Annotated in this window: 32 protein-coding genes; 14 read left to right on the top strand and 18 right to left on the bottom strand. The window is 66.8% G+C overall.

The window, feature by feature from the left end; all coding sequences use genetic code 11:
- Positions 1-6: 6 nt before the first annotated feature.
- The 4 genes from TX76_RS03875 (at position 7) to TX76_RS03860 (ending at position 4,797) form a co-directional block, all read left to right on the top strand.
- Positions 7-282 (top strand): hypothetical protein, encoded by a 276-nt coding sequence (locus TX76_RS03875; RefSeq protein WP_049899284.1) that lies wholly within the window; start codon positions 7-9, stop codon positions 280-282.
- On the top strand, positions 282-1,829 hold the full coding sequence (locus TX76_RS03870; RefSeq protein ID WP_049899282.1) for a sodium:solute symporter family protein: 1,548 nt from the start codon (positions 282-284) through the stop codon (positions 1,827-1,829). Before TX76_RS03875 ends, TX76_RS03870 begins: the two co-directional genes overlap by 1 nt.
- A 339-nt stretch (positions 1,830-2,168) precedes the next feature.
- Positions 2,169-3,614 carry an amidase gene (locus TX76_RS03865; RefSeq protein WP_049899281.1) on the top strand — a complete coding sequence of 482 codons (1,446 nt, stop codon included), beginning with the start codon at positions 2,169-2,171 and terminating at the stop codon, positions 3,612-3,614.
- 88 nt (positions 3,615-3,702) lie between these two features.
- Positions 3,703-4,797: an arginase family protein gene (locus TX76_RS03860; protein WP_049899279.1), complete on the top strand. Its 1,095-nt coding sequence runs from the start codon at positions 3,703-3,705 to the stop codon at positions 4,795-4,797.
- A 50-nt stretch (positions 4,798-4,847) separates the two neighbouring features.
- Here TX76_RS03860 and TX76_RS03855 read toward each other — a convergent pair whose 3' ends face one another.
- Complete coding sequence (locus TX76_RS03855) at positions 4,848-5,345, bottom strand: Lrp/AsnC family transcriptional regulator (protein WP_049899403.1); 498 nt, start codon at positions 5,343-5,345, stop codon at positions 4,848-4,850.
- A 231-nt stretch (positions 5,346-5,576) separates the two neighbouring features.
- Here TX76_RS03855 and TX76_RS03850 point away from each other — a divergent pair, with 231 nt between their 5' ends.
- The 3 genes from TX76_RS03850 to TX76_RS17465 all read left to right on the top strand — a co-directional run bounded on the left by TX76_RS03850 (position 5,577) and on the right by TX76_RS17465 (position 6,315).
- Positions 5,577-5,897 carry a transcription factor S gene (locus tag TX76_RS03850; RefSeq protein ID WP_049899277.1) on the top strand — a complete coding sequence of 107 codons (321 nt, stop codon included), beginning with the start codon at positions 5,577-5,579 and terminating at the stop codon, positions 5,895-5,897.
- A gap of 104 nt (positions 5,898-6,001) precedes the next feature.
- Positions 6,002-6,169, top strand: a complete 168-nt coding sequence (locus TX76_RS17470) for a hypothetical protein (RefSeq protein ID WP_154018993.1) — start codon at positions 6,002-6,004, stop codon at positions 6,167-6,169.
- Entirely contained in the window at positions 6,166-6,315 is a 150-nt protein-coding gene (locus TX76_RS17465; protein WP_154018992.1) for a hypothetical protein, read from the top strand. The genes TX76_RS17470 and TX76_RS17465 overlap by 4 nt, the downstream gene beginning before the upstream one ends.
- 117 nt (positions 6,316-6,432) lie before the next feature.
- Here TX76_RS17465 and TX76_RS03845 read toward each other — a convergent pair whose 3' ends face one another.
- The gene (locus tag TX76_RS03845; RefSeq protein ID WP_049899275.1) at positions 6,433-7,248 is read right to left on the bottom strand and encodes an aldo/keto reductase; all 816 of its coding nucleotides are present in this window, start codon (positions 7,246-7,248) and stop codon (positions 6,433-6,435) included.
- 162 nt (positions 7,249-7,410) lie between these two features.
- Here TX76_RS03845 and TX76_RS03840 point away from each other — a divergent pair, with 162 nt between their 5' ends.
- Positions 7,411-7,917: a YkgJ family cysteine cluster protein gene (locus TX76_RS03840; protein WP_154018990.1), complete on the top strand. Its 507-nt coding sequence runs from the start codon at positions 7,411-7,413 to the stop codon at positions 7,915-7,917.
- Between the two features lie 54 nt (positions 7,918-7,971).
- Here the strand turns inward: TX76_RS03840 and TX76_RS03835 are convergent, their stop codons facing one another.
- The 4 genes from TX76_RS03835 to TX76_RS03820 all read right to left on the bottom strand — a co-directional run bounded on the left by TX76_RS03835 (position 7,972) and on the right by TX76_RS03820 (position 11,044).
- Positions 7,972-8,448 carry a redoxin domain-containing protein gene (locus tag TX76_RS03835; RefSeq protein WP_049899271.1) on the bottom strand — a complete coding sequence of 159 codons (477 nt, stop codon included), beginning with the start codon at positions 8,446-8,448 and terminating at the stop codon, positions 7,972-7,974.
- A gap of 206 nt (positions 8,449-8,654) precedes the next feature.
- Complete coding sequence (locus TX76_RS03830) at positions 8,655-9,299, bottom strand: helix-turn-helix domain-containing protein (protein WP_049899269.1); 645 nt, start codon at positions 9,297-9,299, stop codon at positions 8,655-8,657.
- Positions 9,300-9,400: 101 nt separating this feature from the next.
- Positions 9,401-10,264, bottom strand: a complete 864-nt coding sequence (locus TX76_RS03825) for a ZIP family metal transporter (RefSeq protein ID WP_049899267.1) — start codon at positions 10,262-10,264, stop codon at positions 9,401-9,403.
- A 66-nt stretch (positions 10,265-10,330) separates the two neighbouring features.
- On the bottom strand, positions 10,331-11,044 hold the full coding sequence (locus TX76_RS03820) for an SDR family oxidoreductase (protein WP_049899265.1): 714 nt from the start codon (positions 11,042-11,044) through the stop codon (positions 10,331-10,333).
- Positions 11,045-11,214: 170 nt separating this feature from the next.
- Between TX76_RS03820 and TX76_RS03815 the strand changes: the two genes are divergently transcribed.
- From TX76_RS03815 to cruF, 4 genes are all read left to right on the top strand, one after another.
- Positions 11,215-11,787 carry an NUDIX hydrolase gene (locus TX76_RS03815; RefSeq protein ID WP_049899263.1) on the top strand — a complete coding sequence of 191 codons (573 nt, stop codon included), beginning with the start codon at positions 11,215-11,217 and terminating at the stop codon, positions 11,785-11,787.
- 86 nt (positions 11,788-11,873) lie between these two features.
- The gene (locus TX76_RS03810; protein ID WP_049899262.1) at positions 11,874-13,403 is read left to right on the top strand and encodes a phytoene desaturase family protein; all 1,530 of its coding nucleotides are present in this window, start codon (positions 11,874-11,876) and stop codon (positions 13,401-13,403) included.
- Entirely contained in the window at positions 13,400-14,299 is a 900-nt protein-coding gene (locus TX76_RS03805; protein ID WP_049899260.1) for a prenyltransferase, read from the top strand. Before TX76_RS03810 ends, TX76_RS03805 begins: the two co-directional genes overlap by 4 nt.
- Positions 14,289-15,128: a bisanhydrobacterioruberin hydratase gene (gene cruF / locus TX76_RS03800; protein WP_049899258.1), complete on the top strand. Its 840-nt coding sequence runs from the start codon at positions 14,289-14,291 to the stop codon at positions 15,126-15,128. The genes TX76_RS03805 and cruF overlap by 11 nt, the downstream gene beginning before the upstream one ends.
- Positions 15,129-15,192: 64 nt before the next feature.
- On the opposite strand, the gene TX76_RS03795 is transcribed toward cruF, so the two are convergent.
- Complete coding sequence (locus tag TX76_RS03795) at positions 15,193-16,146, bottom strand: phytoene/squalene synthase family protein (protein ID WP_049899256.1); 954 nt, start codon at positions 16,144-16,146, stop codon at positions 15,193-15,195.
- Between the two features lie 129 nt (positions 16,147-16,275).
- Between TX76_RS03795 and TX76_RS03790 the strand changes: the two genes are divergently transcribed.
- Positions 16,276-16,545, top strand: coding sequence for a DUF7553 family protein (locus TX76_RS03790; RefSeq protein ID WP_049899254.1), 270 nt, complete (start codon positions 16,276-16,278; stop codon positions 16,543-16,545).
- A gap of 449 nt (positions 16,546-16,994) precedes the next feature.
- Here TX76_RS03790 and TX76_RS03785 read toward each other — a convergent pair whose 3' ends face one another.
- The 5 genes from TX76_RS03785 to TX76_RS16970 all read right to left on the bottom strand — a co-directional run bounded on the left by TX76_RS03785 (position 16,995) and on the right by TX76_RS16970 (position 20,806).
- Complete coding sequence (locus TX76_RS03785; RefSeq protein WP_049899252.1) at positions 16,995-18,269, bottom strand: ornithine cyclodeaminase; 1,275 nt, start codon at positions 18,267-18,269, stop codon at positions 16,995-16,997.
- Positions 18,270-18,339: 70 nt separating this feature from the next.
- Positions 18,340-18,735: a hypothetical protein gene (locus TX76_RS03780; protein ID WP_049899250.1), complete on the bottom strand. Its 396-nt coding sequence runs from the start codon at positions 18,733-18,735 to the stop codon at positions 18,340-18,342.
- Positions 18,736-18,830: 95 nt separating this feature from the next.
- Positions 18,831-19,103: a hypothetical protein gene (locus TX76_RS03775; RefSeq protein WP_049899248.1), complete on the bottom strand. Its 273-nt coding sequence runs from the start codon at positions 19,101-19,103 to the stop codon at positions 18,831-18,833.
- Positions 19,104-19,341: 238 nt separating this feature from the next.
- Positions 19,342-19,941, bottom strand: a complete 600-nt coding sequence (locus tag TX76_RS03770; protein WP_049899247.1) for a hypothetical protein — start codon at positions 19,939-19,941, stop codon at positions 19,342-19,344.
- A 1-nt stretch (position 19,942) separates the two neighbouring features.
- Positions 19,943-20,806 carry a DsbA family protein gene (locus TX76_RS16970; RefSeq protein WP_079890740.1) on the bottom strand — a complete coding sequence of 288 codons (864 nt, stop codon included), beginning with the start codon at positions 20,804-20,806 and terminating at the stop codon, positions 19,943-19,945.
- Between the two features lie 154 nt (positions 20,807-20,960).
- Between TX76_RS16970 and TX76_RS03760 the strand changes: the two genes are divergently transcribed.
- Positions 20,961-21,668, top strand: a complete 708-nt coding sequence (locus tag TX76_RS03760) for an SOS response-associated peptidase (RefSeq protein ID WP_049899245.1) — start codon at positions 20,961-20,963, stop codon at positions 21,666-21,668.
- A 12-nt stretch (positions 21,669-21,680) separates the two neighbouring features.
- Here the strand turns inward: TX76_RS03760 and TX76_RS03755 are convergent, their stop codons facing one another.
- From TX76_RS03755 to TX76_RS03730, 6 genes are all read right to left on the bottom strand, one after another.
- On the bottom strand, positions 21,681-22,193 hold the full coding sequence (locus tag TX76_RS03755; RefSeq protein ID WP_049899243.1) for a gamma carbonic anhydrase family protein: 513 nt from the start codon (positions 22,191-22,193) through the stop codon (positions 21,681-21,683).
- Positions 22,194-22,262: 69 nt separating this feature from the next.
- Complete coding sequence (locus tag TX76_RS03750; protein WP_049899241.1) at positions 22,263-22,625, bottom strand: cupin domain-containing protein; 363 nt, start codon at positions 22,623-22,625, stop codon at positions 22,263-22,265.
- Between the two features lie 14 nt (positions 22,626-22,639).
- Complete coding sequence (locus TX76_RS03745; RefSeq protein WP_049899239.1) at positions 22,640-23,113, bottom strand: nucleic acid-binding protein; 474 nt, start codon at positions 23,111-23,113, stop codon at positions 22,640-22,642.
- Positions 23,110-23,361 (bottom strand): hypothetical protein, encoded by a 252-nt coding sequence (locus TX76_RS03740; protein WP_049899237.1) that lies wholly within the window; start codon positions 23,359-23,361, stop codon positions 23,110-23,112. Before TX76_RS03740 ends, TX76_RS03745 begins: the two co-directional genes overlap by 4 nt.
- Before the next feature lie 194 nt (positions 23,362-23,555).
- Entirely contained in the window at positions 23,556-24,041 is a 486-nt protein-coding gene (locus tag TX76_RS03735; protein ID WP_049899235.1) for a cupin domain-containing protein, read from the bottom strand.
- 100 nt (positions 24,042-24,141) lie between these two features.
- A complete protein-coding gene (locus tag TX76_RS03730) occupies positions 24,142-24,987 on the bottom strand; it encodes an SDR family oxidoreductase (protein WP_049899233.1) in 846 nt (281 codons plus the stop codon).
- Between the last annotated feature and the right edge of the window lie 91 nt (positions 24,988-25,078).

Here is a 25,078-nt window from a genome sequence, read left to right as displayed (position 1 = left end):
GTTGGTATGGCATCGCGAAGCACGGATCAGGCGTCGGCCAACACGCTCGTACAGTGGGTGAGAAGACCGCGGCGGCGCACGGTCGTTCTCGCGTTCGGCGCGTACTTTCTCCTGTTGTTCCTCACCATGATGCCGCCGTTCTTTTCGATCGTCAACCGGGCAGAGCCGTACGTCTTCGGTCTGTCGTTCGTGTTGTTCTGGACGCTGTTGATCAGCCTACTGATGTCGCTCGGCTTGTCGGTGCTGTACTGGGTCGAGCTCAAGCGGGGTGAGGTGGTCTGATGGCGCTGAACGATCTCCTTCCTGCGATCCTCATCCTCGGCTACATCGGGCTACTGGGAGTGGTCGTCCTCGTCTGGGGGCGAATGCGCGACAACACCATGGAGGAGTACGCGGTCGCCGGTCGGTCGTACCCGTGGTGGATGATGATCTTCACGATCCTCGCGACGTGGATCGTCGCCAGCGCCTACACCAGCTGGTTCGCCCTGGCCGGCTCCGGCGGTACCATCGCCTTCTATCTCGTCGTGTACACCATCGCCGGGCTGGTGGTGTACTACGCCATCGCCCCCCGTATCTGGAAGTGGGGGAAGCTCCACGACCTCTACAACATGCCCGACTTCATCCGCCTCCGGTTCAATTCGCCGGCACTGTCGGTGCTCGTGGCCGTTGCGGCGATCGTCATCGGCGCGCCGTGGCAGGTGTTGAGCATCAAGACGTTCGGGCTCCTGATGAGCGAGGCGACGAACGGTACCATCTCGTTCGACGTCGGCATGGGGATCATCACGGCGGTGATCCTCGTGTACATCGTCTTCGCGGGGATGCGAAGCGTCGTCGTCACTGACTTCATCCAGGGAATCATTTCGACGATCGTGCTGTTCGTCGGTCTCGTGTGGATCGCCAACAGCCTGTTCGGCGGCTACGGACCGATGTTGGAACAGATCGCACGGCAAAACCCCGAGCTGCTCGTCGTCAATGGCGGGAGCGGCTACTGGGCGTCGATCATCCTCACCGGGGCGCTCGGCGGCTACGCGTGGCTCGAGATCTTCAACCGAATCTTTCTCGCAAAGAACGTTCGAGAAGTGAAAAAAGTCGCCGTCGGGGCACCGATCATCGCGGTCCTCGCCACGTTCTTGCTGTTGCTTCTCGGATTGGGGATCAGCCTCGTCCCGCAGGCAGCGTCAGCGGGCGAGAGCGCCTTCTTCGTCATGGCCCGGATGGCCGGTGGGCCGCTGTTGCTCGCGGGTGTCGGGATCGTCGTGCTCGCCGCCGGCATGTCGAGCATCGACTCCCAGCTCACGACGGTCGGCGTCGTTACGGCGTGGAACATCGTCAAAGAGCTCAAACCGGACATCCCGACCGGGCGTGCGGTCAACATATCCCGAGTCGTCATCGTCGCGTGGGTGGCGATGGCGTTCTACATCGCGACGTTCGATCTCCCCCTGTTGGCCCGGATCGCGATCTGGACCTACGAGGCCCTCGTCCACATCGTCCCACCGATCTTCCTCGGACTGTTCTGGCGAAAGGGGAACAAGTACGGCGCGTTCGCGGGCATCGCCGTCGGGCTCGCCGTGACCTTCGGTATCAACCTCACGCTGGCGCTCGGCGTCGGTGGCCCGGTTCCCGCTCTCGGTGGGTTCACCGGCGCTATCATCGGGCTTCCGGTGAACGTCGCCATCTACGTCGCCGCGGCGTATCTCGGGCCCGAAGTCGACTACGTCGACGAACTCTTCGAGGAGGTCCGCGAGTTCGACGACGAGACGCTCGATGTCGCGAGCCGCGAGGCGGTCCTCGACGATTACGATCCGCTCTCACCGGGCGAAAACGACTGATGGCGATGGCACTCGCCAACCACGACGATCACGTCGCCGGAACGTCGTTCCCAGGAACCGCTCTCACGACCGAAACGCGCCGGATGTGCCGCACAGCGAGCACTGGTGATAGCGACGCATGCAGCGAAGAATCAGGCTACACCCCAAGCGTCCCACCTCCGACCGCACCGCGATGACCGTGATGGCGACGGTCCGTCGTCTGCTCACGGCGAAGCGACGATATGGCTCACGACGGCGCGTGACTGTGTTGGTCACGAGCGGGCGGCGTCGATCACGAACACATAGAACCCAGTACCGGAACGAAACCAGCGCTTACGCACACCCACAAACCCACACGAGATGACCACGGAGACAACCCACGTATCGGCAACGCAACTGGCGGCCGAGATCAGACGCGGCGAACGATCGCCGATCGACGCGGTCGACGCCGTGTTCGAGCGTATCGAGCGAAACGACGACCTGAACGCCTTCGTCCAGCTGCGCGAGGCGGAGGCACGGGAGGAAGCGGCCGAGGCTGCCCAGGCGATCGAAAACGGCGAGCCGGTGGGACCGCTCCACGGCGTGCCCATCGCGCTGAAGGACCTCGATTCGTTCATCGAGGGAATGCCCTGTACGTACGGGTCGAAGCCGTTCGCGGACCACGTTCCGGACAGAACGACTGTTATCGTCGAGCGGCTGCTCGATGCGGGGGCGATCGTCGTGGGATCGACGAACACGCCGGAGTTCGGACACAAGGGCGATACCACGAACCCGCTGTTCGGCGCGACGGGCAACCCCTTCGATCCCTCGAAAACGGCGGGCGGCTCGTCGGGCGGCAGCGCCGCCGCGGTCGCCGCGGGCATGGTGCCGATCGCGCTCGGCTCCGATGCCGGCGGGTCGATCCGCATCCCGGCGAGCGCCTGTGGCGTCTACGGACTGAAGCCGACGGCCGGGCTCGTGCCGGAGGATTCCCGCCCCGACGCGCTCGAATCCGCCGCCCCGTTCATCTGTCTCGGTGGACTCACCACGACCGTCGCCGACACCGCGCTGCTCCTCGATATCGTCGCTGGCGACCACCCTCGGGACCCGCTCAGTGTACCGGACGAGCGGCTGGACTACCTGGCGGCGACGAACCGCGCGATCGACGACCTCTCGATCGCCTACAGTCCGGATTTCGGCGTGTTCCCGCTCGAAGACGAGGTCGCAGCGCGCGTCGACACCGTGGTCGACACGCTCGAACGTGCGGGCGCGACCGTCGAGCGCACCGACCCCGATTTCGAACCCTCCTTCGACGAGATGATGGAGGCGGAGTACGTCACCTTCGAGACGGTGCTGGCGTCCACGGCCGAGAGCCTCGAGCGCCGCGAGGGCGTCGACCTCCTCCCCGACCATCGCGAGGACCTCTCCCCGAAGCTGGTCCAACTCATGGAGAACGGGTACGATCACAGCGCCGTCGCGTTCAAGCAGGCGGACGTCGTGCGAACGGCGACGTACGACGCGATCCAGAACGTGCTCGACGACCACGACCTCCTGCTCACCGCCACGCTCGGCGTGCCGCCGTTCGAGAAGGGGAGACTCGGACCGGAGACGGTGAACGGCGAGCCGATCGATCCGCACATGGAGTGGTTGCTCACGTGGCCGCTGAACCTGACTGGCCAGCCCGCGGCGTCGGTGCCGGCCGGCCTCTCGGACGACGGTCTGCCCATCGGTGCCCAGTTGGTCGGCCCACGGTTCGGCGAGGAGGAGCTACTGGCAGCGAGCGCAGCGATCGAACGCCGCCAGCCGTGGGTCGACGATCTCCCATGATCGCTGCCGCACGCCACAGGATCGCTGTCGTCCGTCACGGGGTCGTTCAGGACGACCAGTGCCCATCCCCCGTCCTGATGGAGAACTGATGGGGGAACTCACCGTCTTCTGGGACGAGAGCTTCCTCGACCACGAGCCGCCGGCAGGCGAGTTCGAGACCGAGTGGACCGGCCGCCTCGCGGTCCGAGAACCCCACCCCGACCGCGCGGCCCGCGTTCGCAACGTCAGGCACATCGTCGAACACGCGCTCGCCGAACACGTCGAGTGGGCCGCCGTCGATCCGATCACCGACGAGCAGCTCCACCGGGTTCACGACCCCGAATACGTCACGGAGTTCGAGACGTTCTGCGAGGCGGGCGGCGGCCGACTCACCACGGAAACGGGCGCGAACGAAGCCACTCCCGAGGCCGCGCGACACGCCGCCGGAGCCGCGCGCCTGGCGGCCGAAGCGGCGTTCGACAGCGACAGGACGCCGTACGCGCTCGTCAGGCCGAGCGGCCACCACGCCCAGCCGGCACAGGCCGACGGGTTCTGTTTCTACAACAACGTCGCCGTCGCCGCCGAACACCTCCTCGTGACGGGGCGGGCGGAGCGGGTCGCGATCCTCGACTGGGACGTCCACCACGGCAACGGCACCCAGGAGGTGTTCTACGACCGCGACGACGTGCTGTTCGTGAGCCTCCACAACGACCACTGGTCGTGGGATCCAGCGGCCCATCCTCAGTCGGGCGACGTCGACGAACGCGGGATCGGCGACGGGGACGGCTACAACCGCAACGTGCCGCTCCCGCCCGGCACCGGCAACGCCGGCTACGCGTACGCCTTCGAGCAGATCGTCGAGCCAGCCATCGCGGCGTTCGATCCGGACGTCCTCCTCGTCAGCGCGGGTCAGGATCCGGGGACGATGGACCCGCTCGGACGGAACGTCGTGACGAAGGCGGGGTTCGAGGAGATGGGGCGGCGTGCCCGTGAGCTGGCGACGCGGTACGCCGACGGCCGCCTCGCGCTCGTCCAGGAGGGCGGCTACCAGATCAGTCACCTCGCGTACGCCACGCTCGGGGTGCTCGAAGGCGCTCTCGACGTTCACACTGGAGTCGACGACCCGTTCGCGTGGCTCGACGAGGACGAACAGTCCGCACGGCGGGCGATCGACCGCATCGCGGACGCGTTCGCCGACGAGTAGCGGAGCTACGTCGGGTATGCCCGACACACGCGGCGATGTCGGTCCCGGCGTCAGGTGTCGCCCGACTCCCCGAGGAGGTCGACCAGGGTCTCGGTCTCGTAGTCGGCGATCGGGTCCGACTCGTCTTTCACGGTGGTGATGACGAACTTCGAGCTGGTGCGCTCGACCGCGGGGATGCCCTCGAACGCCTCGACGAGGCGCTCGACCTCCTGGCGGGAGGCGAGATGTGCGATGACGACGAAATCGGTGTCGCCGAGCGTGAAGTAGACCTGGTTCACGCCCTCGATCTCGGCGAGTTCGTCGCCGACGGTCTCGTGATACCCCTCCTCGAACTCGGCCCGCACCTCCGAGAAGAGAGTGATCGAGAGACCGACCGCTTCGAGGTCCACATCGAACAGGTCGTTCTCGATCACGTCCGCCTCCTTGAGCTGCTGGATCCGGTAGTGGACGGTCGATTTCGGGATCCCCGTGCTCTCGGCGATCCGATCCGGACTGCCGGTCTTTTGCTTCGCGATCGCGCTCAGGATGCGGAGGCTCTTCTCGTCGATGGACACGGTTCGATCACCTCTCTCTACTTCGGCTCACGGCAAAAAACGGTCGCTACCGCGTCGATCGGCTCGAACGCTCGCCGCCGTCGAGGATGCGTTCGATCGCCGGCGGCCCCGCGAGCCGGAGCCGTTCCCGGTCGACGATCCCGGCTGAAACGTCGCGTCGCCGTCCGCGGTGCGGACCGAACCGACCGAGTAGCTCTTTTGATCGTCGATCCCCTCGCCCCGGTCATGCAGTTCTGTGACGAGTGCGGGTCGATGATGCACGGGGACGGCGACGAGATGGTGTGTGCCGACTGCGGTGAGCGCGTGCCGAAGGATACCGAACGTGCAGCGTCGTTCGTGAGCACCGAGTCCCAGACCGACGACGACGTGATCGAGACCAGCGAGGACGCCGCCGACGAGGGCAAACCCACCGCCGAGGTCGACTGCGACGAGTGCGGGAACGATCGCGCGTGGTACACCATCAAGCAGACCGGCTCCGCCGACGAGCCACCGACGCGATTCTTCAAGTGCACCGAGTGTGGTCACCGCTGGCGGGGATACAGCTGACAGATTGCTCGCTATCGATGCCTCCGTCCCCGATGGTGGCGATCGGTTTCACTTTCGGGCTGCACACGGATCGGCGTTTTAGTACCTGCCCTCGAGTAGTGAACATGGAAACACGTCCGATGAGCTGTCCGGACTGCGGCGAGCTCTGTGTCGCCAGCACCACGGAGTCCGGCGAGCTCTACCGAGTCGGGTCCTCCGACTGCCCCGGTTGTGGCGGACGAAACCTCGGCGACGTCGAGGACTCGATGAACGGCGAGATCCCGACCGCATGATCGACGCCCTCTTTCTCGCCGGTGTCACCACCGGTGTCGGGATCGGCGCAGTCGTGTTCACAGCCGCACGACACCTCGACGACGTCATCGGGGCGGGTCGATCGGTGTCCCTGACAGAAGACCCCGACCGGGAGTTCGAGTTCTGAGAAGCGATACGAGGCCGGTGACGATCAACGCTACGCCATCGCTCGATTCCCTCGATCCCGGCAGCCCGTATCGTTCGTCGTCCGTGCCGACACCGATCGGCTCTCGCTGCGGATCGCCTACACCCCGAGCTTCGCGGCGAGATCGTCGTCGAGATCGCCACCGACGGCGAACAGGTCGCGCATCTCGTCGGCCGAGAGCTCGAAGTCGAACACGTCGGCGTTCGCCCGGACGTGCTCGGGGTTCGACGATCTCGGGATCGGCGACACCAGCGGTTGTTGGAGCAGCCACCGGAGCGCGACCTGGGCAGGCGTCCGGTCGTGGTCGTCGGCGATCCCCACGAGCGTCTCGTCGTCGAGACAATCGCCGACCCCGAGCGGGCTGTACGCGGTGAGCATCACGTCCTCGTCGAGACAGAGCGAGAGCAGGTCGTCCCGGCGCTCGTGGACGTTGTACTCCACCTGGTTCGTGAGGAGCGGCTCGTCGGAGTGCTCGATCGCCGCACGGGTCTCCTCGACCGAGAAGTTCGAGACGCCGACGTTCTCCACCGCACCCTCGTCGACCAGTTCGTTCATCGCGTCGAGAGTCTCCTCGTGAGTCACCTCCTGATCGGGCGAGTGGATCAGCAGGAGATCGACGTACTCGGTATCGAGCCGATCGAGGCTGTCACGGGTCGACTCGATCACCGCGTCGTGGGCGCGGTTCTCGCCCAACAGCTTCGTGGTGACGAACACCTCCTCGCGATCGACGTCGGCGTCGCGGATCGCGTCGCCGACCGCGGACTCGCTGTCGTACATCTGTGCGGTGTCGATATGGCGGTAGCCCGCGTCGAGCGCGGCCGAGATCGCCCGGTAGCGCTCGTCGTCGGTGTCCATCCCCGACGTGCCGAAGCCGAGTGCGGGCACCGTCGTGCCACCCACGGTGATCTGTTGCATATCGATAGACGTGTTCGCGACCGGGCTTCAAGATTCGGTTGCCGGCGATGGCGTGCCCGCCTTGCCACCGACGACGAGGGCCCGGTTCTCGGCGAAACGGTCGCGAGCGACCGAAGTGACGCCGATCGAAAGCCTTTGTCCGCTCCGTCACGGAGTCCGCGTGTGAACGAGCCACGCCGCGTCGAGGTCCACCCCGGCTGTGAGGCGGTCGTGGCGTTCGATCCCGCCCTCACCTTCGAGTGTGTCGACTCGTGTACGTGGTGCTGTCACCACGGCGTGTTGCTCTACGATCACGACCTCCTCGGCCTCGCCCAGCGCGCGTCCCTCAACGACGCCACCACGACCGCCCACGGCGAGCAGTTCGTCCGCCGCGAGGAAAAGGACAGAGACGACCACACTGGCGACGACGGCGCGGCGTGTTACTTCCTCGGCGAGGACGGCCTGTGTGCGCTCCACGCCGAGCACGACTGGAAGCCCGCGCGGTGTTCGGTGTTCCCACTCGAAGTCCACTACGAGGACGGCGAGATCCGCGTGACGGTGCGCGACGAGGCCGAAGAGCACTGCGAGGGTCTCGACGTGAGCGAGCGCCGCGTGATCGACAACCTCGACGCCTTCCTCCCCGAAGTCCTCTGGTCGCTCGACAACCCCGAGACGAAGATCGAGCTGTAGCTACGCGCGTATTTCAACAAGAACCGAGGCTCGTGTTCCGGAATTCGTGGGGGCTTACGCTGCCGACTCGGCAGCCCGGTGAACCTCGTCGTAGTCCGGTTCGTTGGTCGGGTCGTCGGCGACCCACGAGTACGTGATCTCGCCGTCACCGTTGACGACGAAGATCGCGCGCTCGGCCACGCCCTGGAGGCCGAGGTCGTCGATGTCGAGGTTCACGTCGTAGGCGTCGATGGCGTCCCGATCCATGTCGCTCACGAGGTCGAACTCGAGACCGTGCTCGTCCCGGAACGCGGCCTGGGAGAACGGCGAGTCGGCGCTGATCCCGTACAGCGTCGCCCCGGTTTCGCGGAGGGCGTCGAGATCGTCCTGAAAGGCGACCATCTCGTTCGTACACGGTGGCGTGAACGCGCCGGGGAAGAAGGCGAGCACGAGCGGAGCCTCGCCGAACTGTTCCGAGAGGGTGAATTCTGCCGGCTCGTCGCCGGCGAGCTTTGCGGTGAAGTCGGGAGCGGCGTCACCTGTTTCGGGCATCGCCAGCCGTACGTGCGCCGAAACCAAGAACGTACGGCTATTCGGTTGCGAGGCTGTCACCTCCGGTGAAGGGGACACCGAGAACGGGAACGTCGGAGCGGGGAATCGAGTATGCGATGCCACGCAACGGACCCACCCCGGGGCGTCCCCGGCCGCCGCTACGGAGTCGGCGAGCTAAACGGTTAGCCATTAGTTATCAGGCGACACTACCCGAACAGGTTGCCGACGAGGCGTGCGCAGCCGCGTCGGAGCCGTTCGGAGACCGCCTGGTTCGAGACGCCCAGCTCGTCCGCGAGATCCCCGAGGGTCGCGTCCCGGGGGACGTCGAAGTAGCCCCGCTCGTGGGCCAGCTGCAGGGTTTCACGCTGGCAGGACGTGAGTCCGTCCCGTGGCGATCCGTCGCTGGCGTCGGCGTCGTACAGCCGGTCGAGCCGGAAGTCGAGGTCGTGATCGGCACAGAACTCGGTGAACGCGCTCAGGGTCTCCCGATCGGGAAAGCGCATTCTGGCGTGCCACCGGCCATCGGCGTAGCGCATCTCGAGCCGTGCGGCACCTTGCTCGACCCACGCATCGTAGGTCACGACGGCGGCCGCGCCGGTCAGTCGCATCCGGTAGAGTCGCCGGTCGCCCGGATCGCTCAGCCGCTCGACGTCGGTGACGGTCTCGTCGCGCTCCAGCCCGTGTTCGAAGGCAGCGAGATCCCCGCCGCGCGCCCAGCAGAACACCACGGGCATCGCCGACCGAGTGCCGTACTCGCGCTCGATCTCGAACTCGACCGACGGCGCAGCCGAGAGCGCCGTCGCGAACGAGAGCTTTCCCGGCGCGAGGCTGAACTCGGCGATGACGCTCATACCGAGGGTATGGTACACAGTAGCAAAACGGTTGGGCCTGTAGCGGTGGGGGTCGGATCGAGCGACCCGGGACCGGCCAGGGGTCGGCGTGACCGGCGGTGTCAGGCGGCGATCGCCAGCCACGCGAGACACACCGAGCCCGCGCCGACCGCCGTGCTCGCCACCGCGTGAACCCGGAGCCGGTCGAGCAGCGCGTGGTCGTCGCCGGTGAGCGCCGCCACCTCGCCGACCTCACCGCCGACCTCACACTCCGGCAGGAAGTCCATCGCGACGTGGAGGAACAGTCCGGCGGCGAACCCGAAGACTGCCGCCGAGACCGCCAGCGACGACGGCGGTTCGAGGAGGCCCGCCAGCAGCGCCGCGATCCCCACCCCGGCCGCCGGGAGCGCGACCACGCCGATCGACATGTCCCGCCGTCGAAGCCGCCGCGCGGCGGCGTAGCCCGCGGGGCCCTTGTGCGAGACGATCCCCAATCCGAGCAGGAGCCCGAGATCGGGCAGCAGGGTGTAGACCGTACCGATAACGATCCCGGCCGTGAGCGAGTGGGCGGTGAGCTGGGCGGTCGTGGTTTCCATTGGGAGATCGCGGTGGGCGAACCGGTGGCCGACGGTGTGGCCGGCGTAGCCCGCGAGCAGCCCGGCCGCGATCCCGAACCCGCCGATCCGTGGGTCGTACCCGATCGCCTGCGGAACGAGGAAGACCGAGGCGCTCGTGACCATCGCGCCGCTCGCGAGGCCATACCCCCAGACCAGGCGCTCGGCGTGGGTGTCGGCGGTCGCCGAGCGCGATCCCACGATCGCCCCGCCAGCCATCGCGACGAACGCAACCCACCCGACGACGAGTACCTTCCAGAGGCCCGCTGCCGCCCCGACGACCGAGAGGCACACGAGCGCACCCGTGCCAGCGACACCGAGCCACGGAACCGACTCACGATTGACGACCCCAACCTCCTCGGTAATGCCCATTCGATTAGTAATCTCGCCCCGGAAGTTAATAAGTCCGTCGAGTGGTGGCCGGCCGGAGGAGCGGTCTCAGCGGATCGCCTGCCGCCACGCGCGGAGGTCGACGATCTCGCCGTCGAGGTCGTCCGGTTCGACCTCGCTCGCCGCCCAGACGAACATCTCCGCGATCTCCTCGGGATCGCGTCCCTGCTCGCCAGCGAGGTCGGTCGCGACCTGGCCTGGATCGACGACACCTACGGGGTGGTCGATCTCGGTCGCGAACCCGCGTGCAAGCGCCTCCGCCGCGGCCTTCGAGACGGCGTACGAGCCCATTCCGGACTGTGCCTCGCGGGCGACCGACCCCGAGGGCACCAGGACACGGGCGTCGGTCGCGAGATGGGGCAGCGACTCCCGCACGGTCGAAAACACCCCCCGCGCGTTGGTTCGGAGGTGCTCGTCGACCGCGGCGTAGCTCTCCCCGTCGAGTCGCGTCTCCCCCGGCGAGCCGTGATAGACGCCCGCGTTCGCCACCACGAGACCGATTTCGCCGGTGTCGCCGGCCCCGGCGGCGGTCTCCGCGAGTCGCTCGACGTCGTACTCGTCTCGAACGTCCGCGCGCTGGACGGTGATTCCGCCCGCGCCGTCCGTGCCGTGGTCCGCCCGTATCCCCTCGGCGAGCGTGTCGAGCGCGTCGGCGTCGCGTGCACAGCCGACGACGTGTGCGCCCTCGGCGACGAACCGTCGCGCGAGTGCCGCGCCGATCCCGCGACTGATCCCGGTGACGAGTGCGGTGGTGTCGTCCATGCGATTACTGAAGCCGGCGACCCGATACCCGTTTCCGTCCCGGCGGCATCGACCGACACTCCGGTTCCGCCGTCGATCACGGCCCCGGCCGCCGCTCCTCGACGGGGGATCGGGAGCCGGTACGTACGCTCCCGACGGACTCAAGACGTGCTGGCTGCTGGATCGGGCTCATGACGTATCGAGAGATCAACCTCGAAGAAATCGAGCGCCGGCGCGATCGACTGTTCGATCGCTTCGGCGAAGCGCCCGTTCGTGAGCGTCACGATACACCGGACGCCGATGGATTCGAGGAGTGGATCGAGATGTCCACTGCCGGCTACATCGGGAGTGCGTACGCGCTCGTTCGACGGTCCCCGGAACAGTTACCCGAACTCACCGAGTCGATGGCCGTCGACGGCGACGAGCGCGTGCTCCTCGTTCTGGGACGGGGCGGATCGAAGTGGGGCGTGCCTGGCGGCGGGCAGGAGGACGACGAGACGATGGAGGAGACTGCCCACCGGGAAGTGGCCGAGGAAGTCGGGATCTCGATCTCCCTGACGGGACTGAACCACCTGCGCCACGAGATCGCCACCTGCGAGAGGTACGACGAGCGCCTCCACGTGCTCCGCGTGTTCTTCCACGCCGAGTACGAGAGCGGCTCGATCGCGATCCAGCCGGGCGAACTCAACGGGGCTGCGTGGTTCGCCGATCCGCCGAGCGCCGATCGGTTGCTGCCATCCACGAAACGATTGCTCGAAGAGTGACGGACGGGACGAACCCGAACGCTTCGGCTCCCTCGACACCGGTGTGTCCGGCGGTTTTTATGCGCCGCGGCCGTGCAAACGAGTACATGGAATCGCTCTCGGGCGGAACGAGTACAGCAGCGGTGGGGTCGGACGGCCCGCTCGCCGGGCAGTCGATCGCCGTAGTCGGCAGTGGCTTCGGCGGGCTGTCGACGGCGTGCTATCTCGCCGATGCGGGGGCCGACGTCACCGTGCTCGAAAAGAACGATCAGCTGGGTGGGCGCGCCTCCCAGTTCGAGACCGAGGGCTTCCGGTTCGACATGGGACCGTCGTGGTACATGATGCCCGACGTGTTCGAACGCTTTTTCGGCCACTTCGACAGGGAGACGGCCGACTACTACGGCCTCTCCCGACTCGATCCCCACTATCGCGTGTTCTTCAAGGACGGCGATCGGGTGGATCTCACGCCCGACCGCGATCAGGTTCGGGCGACCTTCGAATCCTACGAGGACGGCGCAGCCGCGAAGTTCGACGAGTATCTGAAGCAAAGCGAATCGACTTACCAGGCCGCGATGGATCGGTTCGTCTACACCGATCGGCCCCGCCTGCGGGACTGGGTCGACAGCGAGGTGTTCCGGTCCGCGCCGGTCGGGCTGAACCTGCTGCGCTCGATGGAGGGGCACGTCTCGAACTACTTCGAGCACCCGAAGCTCCAGCAGATCATGCAGTACACCCTCGTCTTTCTCGGCGGGTCGCCGAAGAACACGCCCGCGCTCTACACCATGATGAGCCACGTCGACTTCAACCTCGGCGTCTACTACCCCGAAGGCGGGTTCGGCGGCGTCGTCGACGGGATCGCCGAACTCGCCCGCGAACTCGGCGTCGCGTTCGAGACCGGCGCGGAGGTCACCGAGATCACCCGGCGACGCGAGGAGTTCCTCGTCGATACCGTAGCGGGAACCCATCGCCCGGATTCGGTGGTGAGCGACGCCGACTACGCCCACACCGAGCAGGAACTCCTGCCCGAACACGAACGCCAGTACTCGGAAGACTACTGGGACGATCGGACGCTCGCGCCCTCCGCCTTCCTCCTCTATCTCGGCGTCGAAGGCGATGTCGAACCGCTCGCCCACCACACCCTCGTGCTGCCGACCGACTGGGACGGCCACTTCGCCCAGATCTTCGACGAGCCGGCGTGGCCCGACGATCCGGCGTACTACCTGTGTGTTCCCTCGAAGACCGACGACACCGTCGCGCCCGACGGTCACTCGAACCTCTTTGCATTGGTCCCCATCGCACCGGGACTCGACGATTCGGCAGAGACGAGGGAGCGCTACCGCGAGACCGTGCTCGACGACATCGCGACGAATACGGGTGTGGACCTCGAAGACCGGATCGTGGTCGAGAAGACGTTCTCGGTCTCTGACTTCGCCGAACGGTACAACAGCCGACAGGGGACCGCACTCGGGCTCGCCCACACCCTCCGCCAGACCGCGCTGTTCCGACCGCCGCACCGTTCGGAGGCCGTCCCGAACCTCTACTTCACCGGCTCGTACACCACCCCAGGGATCGGCGTCCCGATGTGTCTGATCAGCGGCGAGCACGCCGCGAACGCCGTGATCGACGATCACCGATGAGCGTCGGCGAGCGCGTCCGCCGGACGGTCGGCCGGCTCGGAGCGCTCGCACCGCCCGAATCGACGTGGATCGGGTATCTCCTCCGGCTCTCGCGCCCGCGATTCTGGCTCTACCTCGCCGGCCCGGTGATCGTCGGCGTGGTCTACGCCGCCGACACACCTGCCGACCTCTTCTCACCCGTCGCCCTCGCGCTGTTCGTGTACTTCCTCGTCCCCGCCAACGTCTTCCTCTACGGCGTCAACGACGTGTTCGACGCCGACATCGACGCCGCAAACCCGAAGAAGGACGACCGTGAGGTGCGCTACTCGGGCGATCGCGGGGTGTTCTGGGCGGTGCTCGCGAGCGGCCTCCTCGGGTTGGCGTTCGTTCCCGTCCTCTCCGCGAGCGCGCTCGTGGCGTTCGCCACCTTCGGCTTCCTCGCGGTCGCGTACAGCGCACCGCCGCTCCGGTTCAAGACGACCCCGCCGCTCGACTCGGTTTCGAACGGGCTGTACGTCCTCCCGGGGGTCGTCGGCTACATCGCCGTCGCTGACGCCGTGCCGCCGCTTGCCGCCGTGCTCGGCGGCTGGCTGTGGACGATGGGGATGCACACGTTCTCCGCGATTCCCGACATCGAGCCCGATCGCCGGGCAGGTATCAGGACGACTGCAACGGCATTGGGCGAGCGCCGAACCTACGCCTACTGCGGGGCGTGTTGGCTCGCAGCGGCGATCCTGTTCTTCGTCGTCCACCCGTTCTTCACCCTGCTCCTGCTCGCGTACCCCGTCCTGGTGTTCGCGATCGCGCGGTCGTCGGTCGCGGTCGAGCGCGCGTACTGGTGGTATCCCGCGGTAAACACGCTCGTCGGAACGATCATGACTCTCGGCGGTCTCTGGGCGCTGATCTATGGCGGCTGAGACCGCGCCCCGACGCCGGATCGAGGCACGGCTCGACGACCTCGTCGCCGACAACCGCTTCACGATCGCGGTGGTGTTCCCGGTCGTCGGCGCACTCCTCCTGCTCGCGAGCGCCGAGGCCCTCGTCGGCCCACCGCTGCGCTACAACCCCCTCCTCATCCTGCTCGGGACGCTCGTGATGCGTCTTCCGCTCGTTGCGGGGCTCGCGCCGGTACTCGATCGCCGGGCGTCGCTCGGGCTCGCCGTGCTCGTCGCCTACGCCTTCGGGATCGAACTGATCGGCGTGACGACGGGCTGGCCCTACGGCGCGTTCGAGTACACCGTCACGCTCGGGCCGATGCTGGCGGGAGTCCCGCTCGGCCTCCCGGTTTTCTTCCTGCCGCTCGTCCTGAACAGCTACCTGCTCTGTCTGCTCGTGCTCGGCGACGCGGCCGGACGACGCGCGATCCGCCTCGTCGCGGTGATCGCGACGGTGCTCCTCGTGGATCTCGTGCTCGATCCGGGCGCGGTCGCGATCGGCTTTTGGAGCTACGGTGAGGGGGTCTACTACGGCGTTCCCGTCTCGAACTACCTCGGGTGGGTGCTGTCGGCCACGGTTACAGTGTTCGTGCTCGATCTCGCCTTCGATCGCACGGCGCTGCGCGCTCGACTCGACGAGTGTGGGTTCATGCTCGACGATCTCGTGAGCTTCGTCGTTCTCTGGGGCGGGATCAACGCCTACTTCGGCAACTGGGTGCCGGTCGGCCTCGCGCTCGTCCTCGCTGGTGGCCTGGTCAGAACCGATCGGTTCGATTTCGCCGTCGGATCGATCGCCGATTCACGATCCTGACCACGTTCGACACATCGGCTGTCCCGGGTTTCGACTGAGATTTGATGTCAAAAGCGTCGCTAGCTCAGCCCATCGGGCGTGGCTCGCCCATCCCAGAGTCCGGCCGCGCCGCACCGGGCATCGGCACGGTGCTGACCTTCGCGAACACCGCCTCGGGGTCCTTGTTCCACAGCCAGTGCCACCTGGTGCGCGCGAGCAGGGAGAGCTTTCGCGCCGTGGAGAGTTCGGGCGTCGTCGAGAGCACGTCGTAGTCGTGTGCGCGGATCAGCCGGTGGTGGTCGGCGTAGAGCACGGCCGCGAGCAGTACAGGGAACTGACAGTCCTCTGGGAGGTACTTGATCCCGGCGACACCTTCACGGTAGCGCTCCTCGGTGCGTTCGAGCTCGCTCGCCACCGCGGCGGCGAACGCCTCGTCCATCTCGCGGCGCTCGATCTGGCCCTCCGAGACGCCGTGTTCGTCGAGCGTCGTTTCGGGGAGGTAGATCCGGTCGCGCTCGACGATGTCCTCGCCGACGTCCCGAAGGAAATTGGAGAGCTGGAACGCCTCGCCGAGCGCGCGGGCGTGTGGCCTCGCGGTCTCTGGATCGTCGGGATCCATCACGACGGTCATCATCTCCCCGACTGCGGCCGCCGACCCGCCCATGTAGGTTTCGAGCTCCTCGTCGGTCTCGTATCGGCGTTTCGTGATGTCGGTCGCCATCGCGTCGACGAACTCCACGACCACTTCGTCGGGGATCCCGTAGCGCTCGCGGAGCTCGCTGAACGCCACGAGCACCTGGTCGTCGGTCTCCTCCCGACCGAGCGCCGCCTCGCGGATACGGTCGAGCTCCGCACGCTGGACGTCCGGCGGCGGGCCGTTCGGGTCGTCGACGATCTCGTCGGTGACGCGGAAGAAGGCGTACAGGACGTACGTGGCGTGCCGGACGCGCTCGGGGAGCAGCCGCGTCGCGACGTAGAACGTAGTCCCCGTACGGCGGTGGATCGCCTTGCTTTCCGCGAGCTGCGTTTCGTCAACCATGAGGACAGCACCCCTTCGTGCGTGCGAAACTTATGTGTTTGTCCGCCGAAACATCTAAGCGATAATTATAATCCGAGCATCATTTGCGCGCAGCACAATCGTTTTACCCACATGGAGAGGAGAGCGTTCATGACACGCGATCGACTCCGGACCGCCGGGGAACTGCTGACCGACGCGAGCCACGACGCCGACGGCGACCTGCGCGAGCGTATCGAGGGGCTCGCCGAGCAGCTCGACGACCTCGCCGACGCCGACCGCGGCCCCGACCACGGCCGGATCGCCCGGATGGAGAACGCGCTCAACGAGATCGAGGCCCAGCTCGACGGCGACGCCCGGGAGAACGTTCGGGCCGCTCACGAACACCTCAGCGAGTACCGTTCGACGGTCAGCGGCGTCTAGAAACCCACTTTTTTACGGAGAGGGGTGTCCTCGCACGCTTCGCGCGCTGCGGGCACCCCTCCCCGCAAAAACCTGTCTTGCTGAGCGTAGCGAAGCAAGGCTCGAAAGACGAGCGAAGCGAGTCTTTCGGTGGACTAAAAATACCCGCTCACTCGGCCTTCGGCCTCGTTCGCGGTAACAACTGCTGACGCTCGCCGCAAACCGCAACCGCAAACAGCACCGCCCGAGCCCTCGCGCCTTCGGCGCTCGCCCTCGATCCACCAGGAGAGCTTTGCTCCCCTGAGCCTCGACTCACTTCGTTCGTCGAGACACCAGGAACCGCTACCGCCACCGCAACCGCACCACCGAAGCCCTCGGGCGCGCTCACGTTGTTCGCGCGCCCTCGCCCTTCATCCGCCAGGCACCGCCCCGCTACCGCAGCCGCACTACCCCGCTACCGTTCCCGGCGTTCACTCGTCAAGCAACTGTTCGGCGAGGATTGGCACGAACGTCCCGATGTCGGTCACCATCCCGACCGCCTGGGCGCTGCCCCGATCGAGGAGCTGGGTCACGGTCGCGGGGTTGATGTCGACGCAGATCACCCGCGTCGTCGAGGACAGACAGTTGCCGACCGCGACCGAGTGGAGGAGTGTCGAGAGCATGAGCACGAGGTCGGCCTCGTGGGCCTGCTCGCGGATCGCGTTCTGGGCCTCGACGGCGTCGGTGATCGTGTCGGGCAGCGGGCCGTCGTCACGGATCGAGCCCGCGAGCACGTAGGGACGGTCGTTTTCGACACACTCGTACATCACGCCCGACTCGACGAGCCCTGCATCGACGGCCTCCCGAATCCCGCCGGCACGGATGATCTCGCTGATGGTGTAGATGTGGTGTTTGTGGCCTTTCCGGGGGTGATCCAGGGTTTCGGTGTCCATCCCGAGCGAGGTCCCGTACAGGTCGCGTTCGAGGTCGTGGACCGCGAAGCCGTTGCCAGCAGACAGCATGTCGACGTACCCCTCGCGGACGAGGCGGGCGAGGTCCTCGCGCGCGCCGGAGTGGACCAGCGCCGGGCCGCATACAGCAAGAATCGACCCGCCCTCGCGCTTGGTTTCGGCGATCGCTTCGGCGACCTGGCCGATCGTCGATTCGGAGGGACGCTCCGAGGAGACTCCGCCCTGCATGAACCCGAACGCTCCCTCGCGGTCGCGCGGGCGCTCGGGCGGACGTACCCGGATCCCCGTTTCGCCGGTGACGACCAGATCCCCTTCCTCGATACTGTTCAGCACCTTCGTGTACGCGCGCGGTCCGCCGTCGCTGTCGTCGGCATCGTCGTCGTCCGCACCGCCCTCGCTGCCGGCCCCCTCCTCGACCACGACGGCACAGTCCATCTCGATGCGGTCGACGGGGAGCCATTCGCCCTCGTACCGGACCTCGGTCGGATGGTTGGTGGTGGAGTAGAAGTCGGGCGGGACGACCTGGTCGTCGGGTGCGGGTTCGAGGCTCGCGTCCACGGGGTGGGAGGGGTTCGCGCCGTTCTGGTGGAGTTCGTGGACGATCGAGCGGAGCTCGGCCTCGGTGTCGGCGAACACGGTGAGCCTGGCGTAGGATTCCTCGACCTCGCTTCGACCGATCCGGAACTCGTCGACCTCGAACGATCCACCCAGATCCATGATCGCGCCGAAACACGCCTGCATCATCCCCGAGTCGATGATGTGTCCGGAGAGTTCGACCTCGCGCGAGACGGTCATACCCGGGGATACCGTGGGGTGAATAAGTCGGTTGCGGGTGCCGCGAGTATGGCCCGAGAGGGGGACCGACTCACCCGGCGTCGGTTCGACGCTCGACGCGCCAGGTCGCGTCGCTCGACGCGCGTAGCCGACGATAGAGCGCGCGCAGACCGGCAGGGTCGGTTTCGGGGAGGACATGGAGCTCGATGGCACCGTCCCGCACGGCCGCACGAAACACGTCGCCGGTCTCGGTGTCGTGGACGAGGTACAGCGCCATCGGCAGGTCGAACCAGTCGCCGTAGGTGTACGCCTCGCCATCGAGCACCTCCACGAGAACCGCGTTCAGCTCGTCGTTCCCGATGTCGTCGGCGAGCGTGAGCGAGAAGACGGTCCCGCCGCCGTATTCGAGGCCGTCGTGGCGCGAGTACCGTCGCTCGGGCGGGTGCGGGATCTCGAACGACGGGCCATCGATCGGTGCGTCCGACATGATGCTGGGTGGCTCGACGGTCCGACGTCCGGCCGACCGCCAAACCGGCTGGCGTCGAGTACGGCGTTCTCCGGTTTATAGTTGCGCCCGACGACTCACGGCCGCCGGAACGTGTACTCCGTCCCGTCGCCGACGACGGTGATCGATCCGTCGTCGTGATCGACGACGAGCGTGTCCGCACCGCCGGCGAAGTCGTGCAGGGGCATCCCGGCCTCGACGGTGCCGTCCACGGAGACCGCAAAGCGCGCGCCTCGATCGGACTCACAGACCACGCCATCGTCGGTCTTGGCGAACTCGTCGAGAGTCGCGACCACCGCATCCCAGTCGTCGATCGGGACTTCTCTGTTCGTGTCGGTCGGATCAGTCACGTTTGACGGGATGGGCAGAGGCGTATTGTGGGCTTCGACGACCGTAGACCACTCCCTCCCTCCCCAGCCGATTCCCTCAGTCACTCCGTTCCCTCGGTCATCCACCGTCAGAGCGTCGTTCTGACGAGTCTGCACTCGCTTCGCTCGCGCAGACCTCGCACGAGTCGCGCACTTCGCGCGCTCCCGCGCGCCAACCGCCAACGCAAATCCACACAGTGAACGAGTGAACCACTCCCGCTCAGTCGAGCTCGACCGGACAGCCGTTGATCTCGCCGCCGCACATCCCACGCGCGAGCCAGAACACCGAGAACACGAGCGTCACCAGCGCGAGTGCCGCGAACTCCAGGCCGTCGAACGGGAGCACGGTGAGCGACGCCGTGACGCCGAACAGGGAGAGCACCCCCGCGAGCACCGCCGAGCCGCAGGCCGCACAGCCCGCGCCGAGCGTGCCGAGCACGACGCCCGCGACGCTCGTGGTGCCCTGGGCCGCAGACAGCGCGTGCTCGCGGAGGTGGTAGATCACCATCGCGACGTTCACCCCGACGAGGATCGCGGTCACGACGAGCAAGAGCCCCTGAAGCGTGGTGTATTTCGGCCCGATGAAGGGGTACTGCTCGGCGAGGATGGCAAGCCGGCTGTCGAGCGAGAGCGGCCCCGTCACGATGAACTCCGCGAGCGGGAGGTTCTGTGAGAGCACGAACAGCGTCAGCCCGCACACGGCGGCGACGAGCGCGACGACGGCGTAGAGCGGGATGGTGACCACCAGGCGCGCGGTACGGGCCATCAGCCGCCAGTCGCGCGCCCGGGTCGGCAGTCGGATCGAGCGAGTCGCCCCCATCTCAGACTCCCAGCGCCTGCTTGAACACTTCGTAGCTCTGTGCGCCCCGGATCTCGGTCAGGAACTCGCCCTCGCTGAAGAGGTAAAAGGTGGGCGTGCTCACCACGCCAGCGCTCTCGCCGGCGTCGACGTCGCGCTGGAACGCCGCGTCGAACTCCTTGGCCTCGGCGTCCGCGACGACCGCCGCGGCGTCGAGATCGGTTTCGCTCGCGAGGTACTCCTGGGTGCGGTCGAGAACGTTCGACCCCGAGAACTCCCCCTGTGTTTCGAAGTAGTGGGTCTTCAGCCCCCAGAACGCCGACTCGCTCCGGGCGTAGGTGGCTTCGAGCGCCTGCATCGCGGGCTTGCCCCACTCGTAGGCATGGGGGAAGTTCCGGTAGACGTAGGTCGCCTCGCCGGGCTCGACGAGCTCCGATTCGAGCGTCGGGAGCGTGCCGGTGTTGAATCGTTCGCAGTTGTGACAGGACGGGTCCTCGAAGGCGACGATGAGGCCCGGGGCCGTGCCGGGCGTCGGGCCGCGGTACGGCTGGCCGGCGAGCGCCGCGAGCGCCGGATGATCGATGCTCGCGGCGGGCGGCTGGGTGGCCGCCGTGCCGTTCGTCGATGGTCCGTCGGTTGTCGATGGGGTTCCGTCCGCCGACGCTTCGGTCGGGGTTGAAGTCGGCTCGGTGGCGACAGCAGTCGTCGGTTGGGTCGTGCCACCTGCCTGGCCACCGGCCGTCGTGCTCGCCGCCCCGCCGGCGTTCCCAGCATCGCTTTCGTTCCCGTCGTCACTCGTGCCGGCTCCCCCGCCACTACCGAGACAGCCGGCCAGCACGCCGGCCGCCACGGCGCTCGCGAGGAACGCCCGCCGATCTATCTGCATGAGGGAATCCACGGCCGGCGCGGGTATAGCCCTCCCCCGAACTGGCACGGACGGCGCACGACCGCCGTTTTCGGGAAGGATCTCTCTATCACGAATCAGGGCGAACGAGGCGGGTGGCCGATGGGGTTATTCACACTGGTAGCGTGGCTTGAGTATGTGCGGACGCTACACCATCTTCACGCCACCGGATGATCTTGAGGACCGATTCGGTGCGACCGCCAGACGGTCGCTGGAGCCGCGATACAATGCCGCACCCGGCCAGAAGCTACCGGTCATCACGAACGACGCACCCGAAACCATCGACCACCTCCAGTGGGGGCTGATCCCAGGATGGGCCGACGATCCGAGTATCGGGAACCGTCTCATCAACGCCCGCGCGGAGACCGTCGACGAAAAACGGAGTTTTCGGGCTGCGTACGAGCGTCGGCGGTGTCTGGTGCTTGCCGACGGGTTCTACGAGTGGACCGAAACCGACGCGGGCAAACAGCCCTACCGCGTCATGCTCGCCGACGGCGAGCCGTTCGCGCTCGCTGGACTGTGGGAGCGCTGGCAGCCGCCGCAAAAACAGACGGGCCTCGACGAGTTCGACGACGGCGATCCCGACACCAAGGCCGACCCGGTCGAGACGTTCACGATCGTCACGACCGAACCCAATTCGGTGATCGAACCGCTCCACGACCGGATGGCAGTCGTACTCCCGCCCGACGGCGAGCAGCGGTGGCTCGACGGTGAGGCCGATGGGAAGGAACTTCTCGAACCGTACCAAGCCGAGGAGATGCGTGCGTACCCGGTCTCGACCGCCGTGAACAACCCCTCGAACGATTCGCCCGCACTCGTCGAGGAAGTCGACGCACCCGCCTGAGCCGAGCCCGACTCAGTCAAAGAGGTCGTCGTGGCGTTCGGCGAGGTCGGTGTACGCTCCCGAGGAGTGAGCTTCGAAGATCGTCTCGGGATCAAGCGTGGTCTCGGTGAGCGGGGTCACGGTTGCGGGGACGCCGCGGACGAACGACTCCGGTGGGATGTCGTACCCTTCCGGGACGGTGGTCCCGCTGGCGACGATGCTGGTGGCCCCGACCGTGACCTCGGAGTTGATGGTCGCGTTGAATCCCACGAGCGCACCGTCCTCGACGACGGCATCGTTGAGCACCGCACCGTGGCCGATCATCACCCGATCGCCCGCGGTCGAGGCGTGCAACACCGCGTTGTCGCCGACGTGTGCGTGCTCGCCGACCCGGACGGGCGCGACGTCGCCCCGCAGCACGACGCCCGGCCAGACGCTCGCGTGCGCACCGACCGCGACGTCACCGACCAGCGTCGCGCCGTGACTGACGTGGGCAGCGGGATCGATGTCGGGCTCCGTTCCCTCGAACGCGTAGCGACCCGTCATATGCGCTACAAGGGGCGCATCGAATAAACATCTATGGGGACGACTGACACACCTGCGAGAGGACAGCGATCAGATCGACTCGGTGTCGGCAGTGCGTTCGTTCTCGACGTTGCCGGTGTTCCGGGTTGCGGCGGGCTCGAACAGCAGGACGTGCGCCTCGCCGTCCGCGACGGGCCTGTGCTCGACGCCGCGCGGGACGATGAAGCACTCGCTCTCGTCGAGGGCGACGTTCTCCTCTCGAAGTTCGATCGTGAGGTGGCCGTCGAGCACGAGGAACAGCTCGTCGGCCTCGTCGTGATGGTGCCAGACGAACTCACCCTCCAGCTTGGCGAGTTTGACCGCCTGGCCGTTGAGTTCGCCGACGAGCTTCGGCGACCACTGTTCGTCGAACTGGGCGAATTTCGCTTCGAGATCGACTTTCTCGTGTTCCATGTGCTGACTCCTGATTACGACTGTTCGTCCAGCATTTCGATACCGCGCTCGATAACGGCGTCGGTCACGAAGAGACTCGTCTCGCGCTGAAGGGCTCTCATGAGCGCTGCCGCCTCGTCGCGATCGAGACGTCTGCGGGCGTGACCGAGTGCGATGACACCGATGGAGCCGTGGACCTCAATCCCGGCCTCGGCAGCGGCTTCGCGGGCGGCCAGGTCGTCAGTCAGTAGCACAGCATCGCGCTCCGCTGCGATGGCCAGCGCAGCCGTTTCGCCGGGGTCCAACCGATCGGTTTCGCGTTCGTCCACAGTCACGTCCACGAGAGCGTACTCCACGTCGCCGAGCTCGTTCGGCACTCCACCGACAGTGAGTTCGTCGTGGACGATTTTCGGAACGGAGAGATCGTCGATAGTGGACAGCAACGAAAGCGCATCGACTTCCGCTAGATGGATGAGTGGCCCCGTGTCAGCGACCGCCGCGAGCGTCACGCATTCAGACCCCAATCGACGTCCTGCTCGACGAGATCGCGTTCGCGCTCGGCGCGTTCGATTTTCGCCAGTCCGACGCGCTCGATAGCTGCATCACGGCTGAGTTCGTCGTCGAGATACTTCGAAAGCACGACGTCCTCCCAGAGCACGTCGAGTCCACGCTCGAACGCCTGCTCGAAGACCTCCGACTCGGGAACCCCGCGAGCCTCGGCGACTTCCCTGATCCGCTCGGAGATGTCGGCAGCCATACGATCGATTGTTCGTCCTCCGTCTTAAACCCGCGTTCGACGTCAGGGATCGGGGCCTACGTGGTACGAGTGTCGGCCTCGGTACTCATAGGGCTCGTCGTCGCCGGGTGCCGAGTCCGGCTCGGAACCGCGCCTCGTCATCGGCCGGCGGCGCTACGCCGTCGGGGAAAATGACGCTTTCGCGCACCGACCGACTACCCCATCGTGAACTCGGTGCCACACTCCGTGCAGGTCAGATGGAAGGCCCCCTCGTCGGTGAGGTCGAGTTCGTGAGCAGTCTCCTCGCCGCACTCGCGACACGGGACGATCGACTCCATCTCCTCGAAGTCGTGGCGAGCCTTCGGCGCGCCGAGCGCGAACCCGATCGTGCGCTCGTCGGATTCGTTGGTCCCCATCTGGAACTCGCCGGGGGCAAATCTGATGCACTCGCCCGCCGCGACCGACACTTCCTCGCGCTCGCGGCCCACCTCGAACGTCGCCTCGCCGTCTTGGACGTAGAAGACTTCCTCCTGATCGTGGTGGGTGTGGAGCCCGCCCGAAAAGGACTCGCCGGGTTCGAGCTCGAAGTAGTTCATCGCGAAGTCGTCGGTCCCGAGCGCCTGCGAGACTGGCTTGCGGATCGAATGCACACCGAGCGGGTTGTTGACGACGTCGACCTCGTCGATCGCGACTTTCTCCATGCACCCCTCACCGCCGTCGGCGGCAAAAAGCGTTCTCCGTGCCAGGCCGTCGAACGCGGGGCGGTGTGAGGAGTTCGGCGTGCCTGACGCTCGCGTTCGATCACTCGCGGAACGCGTCGGCGTGCTCCGCGACGAACTGCCGCATGGCGATCGGCTCTCGATCGAGCAGGGTTTCGACGTCCCGCGTCACCCGCGCTGCGAGCCCCAGCCTCGCGGTCGTGTAGATCCCGAGCATCACGACGACGAACGGGAGCGGCGTTCCCCGCGACCGCAGCCGGCGGACGAACGCGACCACCGAGGGATCGGCGTAGGTGATCCGACGACCCAGCACCCCGGAGAACACGTCGGCCACGTCGGCGTAGGCGAGCGCTTCCGCCCCGGTGAGATCGTGGGCGCGACCGTCGTGGCCCGGTTCCGTGAGCGCGAGCGCGGCCACGGCCCCGACGTCGCGCGCGTCGACGAAGCTCGTTTTCCCGGTCCCTGCCGGAACGAAGATCTTGTCGTGTTCGACGATGTCGCGCCGATGCACCTCGGCGAGGTTCTGCATGAAAAACGACGCCCGGAGGAACGTGTGCGCGACGCCCGATGACTCGATGTGACGCTCGATCCGTCGATGGGGCAAGATCGGGTTCTTCTCCGCCCCGAGGACCGAGAGGTAGACGACGTGCTCGACACCGATGCGGGCGGCAGCGTCGACGAACTCCCGGACCCGATCCACCCCGACCGCCGGCGGCCGAACGAGAAACAGTCGGTCGACGTCGACCAGCGTCGGCCCCCACGTCTCCGGGTGTGTGAAGTCGAACCTGGTGTAGTCGTCGACGTCCGCCAGTTCGTCCCGCACCGCGGCCACGTCCCTGGTGGCGACGCGAACCCGATCGTCGCTCCCCGAGAGTGCTGCGACGACGGCCGAACCGACGGTGCCCGTCGCGCCGGTGACGAGAATCATGTGATACTCTCGTCGCTCCCGAGCAACATCAAAACGCCGCCTGGTGCACACACGGTTCGATCGATGGTCCGTGCTGCGTTCGGCTCCCGAC

The sequence above is a fragment of the Halococcus agarilyticus genome, from assembly GCF_000334895.1.
Classification (GTDB): domain Archaea; phylum Halobacteriota; class Halobacteria; order Halobacteriales; family Halococcaceae; genus Halococcus; species Halococcus agarilyticus.
The sequence above is the reverse complement of the archived record's forward strand: the minus strand, read 5'-3'. Positions and strand labels throughout refer to the sequence as shown.

Coding starts and splice junctions, on each gene's coding strand:
- TX76_RS03875 (WP_049899284.1), top strand. CDS start 7: ATGGCATCGCGAAGCACGGATCAGGCGTCGGCCAACACGCTCGTACAG.
- TX76_RS03870 (WP_049899282.1), top strand. CDS start 282: ATGGCGCTGAACGATCTCCTTCCTGCGATCCTCATCCTCGGCTACATC.
- TX76_RS03865 (WP_049899281.1), top strand. CDS start 2,169: ATGACCACGGAGACAACCCACGTATCGGCAACGCAACTGGCGGCCGAG.
- TX76_RS03860 (WP_049899279.1), top strand. CDS start 3,703: ATGGGGGAACTCACCGTCTTCTGGGACGAGAGCTTCCTCGACCACGAG.
- TX76_RS03850 (WP_049899277.1), top strand. CDS start 5,577: ATGCAGTTCTGTGACGAGTGCGGGTCGATGATGCACGGGGACGGCGAC.
- TX76_RS17470 (WP_154018993.1), top strand. CDS start 6,002: ATGGAAACACGTCCGATGAGCTGTCCGGACTGCGGCGAGCTCTGTGTC.
- TX76_RS17465 (WP_154018992.1), top strand. CDS start 6,166: ATGATCGACGCCCTCTTTCTCGCCGGTGTCACCACCGGTGTCGGGATC.
- TX76_RS03845 (WP_049899275.1), bottom strand. CDS start 7,248: ATGCAACAGATCACCGTGGGTGGCACGACGGTGCCCGCACTCGGCTTC.
- TX76_RS03835 (WP_049899271.1), bottom strand. CDS start 8,448: ATGCCCGAAACAGGTGACGCCGCTCCCGACTTCACCGCAAAGCTCGCC.
- TX76_RS03830 (WP_049899269.1), bottom strand. CDS start 9,299: ATGAGCGTCATCGCCGAGTTCAGCCTCGCGCCGGGAAAGCTCTCGTTC.
- TX76_RS03825 (WP_049899267.1), bottom strand. CDS start 10,264: ATGGGCATTACCGAGGAGGTTGGGGTCGTCAATCGTGAGTCGGTTCCG.
- TX76_RS03820 (WP_049899265.1), bottom strand. CDS start 11,044: ATGGACGACACCACCGCACTCGTCACCGGGATCAGTCGCGGGATCGGC.
- TX76_RS03815 (WP_049899263.1), top strand. CDS start 11,215: ATGACGTATCGAGAGATCAACCTCGAAGAAATCGAGCGCCGGCGCGAT.
- TX76_RS03810 (WP_049899262.1), top strand. CDS start 11,874: ATGGAATCGCTCTCGGGCGGAACGAGTACAGCAGCGGTGGGGTCGGAC.
- TX76_RS03805 (WP_049899260.1), top strand. CDS start 13,400: ATGAGCGTCGGCGAGCGCGTCCGCCGGACGGTCGGCCGGCTCGGAGCG.
- cruF (WP_049899258.1), top strand. CDS start 14,289: ATGGCGGCTGAGACCGCGCCCCGACGCCGGATCGAGGCACGGCTCGAC.
- TX76_RS03795 (WP_049899256.1), bottom strand. CDS start 16,146: ATGGTTGACGAAACGCAGCTCGCGGAAAGCAAGGCGATCCACCGCCGT.
- TX76_RS03790 (WP_049899254.1), top strand. CDS start 16,276: ATGACACGCGATCGACTCCGGACCGCCGGGGAACTGCTGACCGACGCG.
- TX76_RS03785 (WP_049899252.1), bottom strand. CDS start 18,269: ATGACCGTCTCGCGCGAGGTCGAACTCTCCGGACACATCATCGACTCG.
- TX76_RS03780 (WP_049899250.1), bottom strand. CDS start 18,735: ATGTCGGACGCACCGATCGATGGCCCGTCGTTCGAGATCCCGCACCCG.
- TX76_RS03770 (WP_049899247.1), bottom strand. CDS start 19,941: ATGGGGGCGACTCGCTCGATCCGACTGCCGACCCGGGCGCGCGACTGG.
- TX76_RS16970 (WP_079890740.1), bottom strand. CDS start 20,806: ATGCAGATAGATCGGCGGGCGTTCCTCGCGAGCGCCGTGGCGGCCGGC.
- TX76_RS03760 (WP_049899245.1), top strand. CDS start 20,961: ATGTGCGGACGCTACACCATCTTCACGCCACCGGATGATCTTGAGGAC.
- TX76_RS03755 (WP_049899243.1), bottom strand. CDS start 22,193: ATGACGGGTCGCTACGCGTTCGAGGGAACGGAGCCCGACATCGATCCC.
- TX76_RS03750 (WP_049899241.1), bottom strand. CDS start 22,625: ATGGAACACGAGAAAGTCGATCTCGAAGCGAAATTCGCCCAGTTCGAC.
- TX76_RS03740 (WP_049899237.1), bottom strand. CDS start 23,361: ATGGCTGCCGACATCTCCGAGCGGATCAGGGAAGTCGCCGAGGCTCGC.
- TX76_RS03735 (WP_049899235.1), bottom strand. CDS start 24,041: ATGGAGAAAGTCGCGATCGACGAGGTCGACGTCGTCAACAACCCGCTC.
- TX76_RS03730 (WP_049899233.1), bottom strand. CDS start 24,987: ATGATTCTCGTCACCGGCGCGACGGGCACCGTCGGTTCGGCCGTCGTC.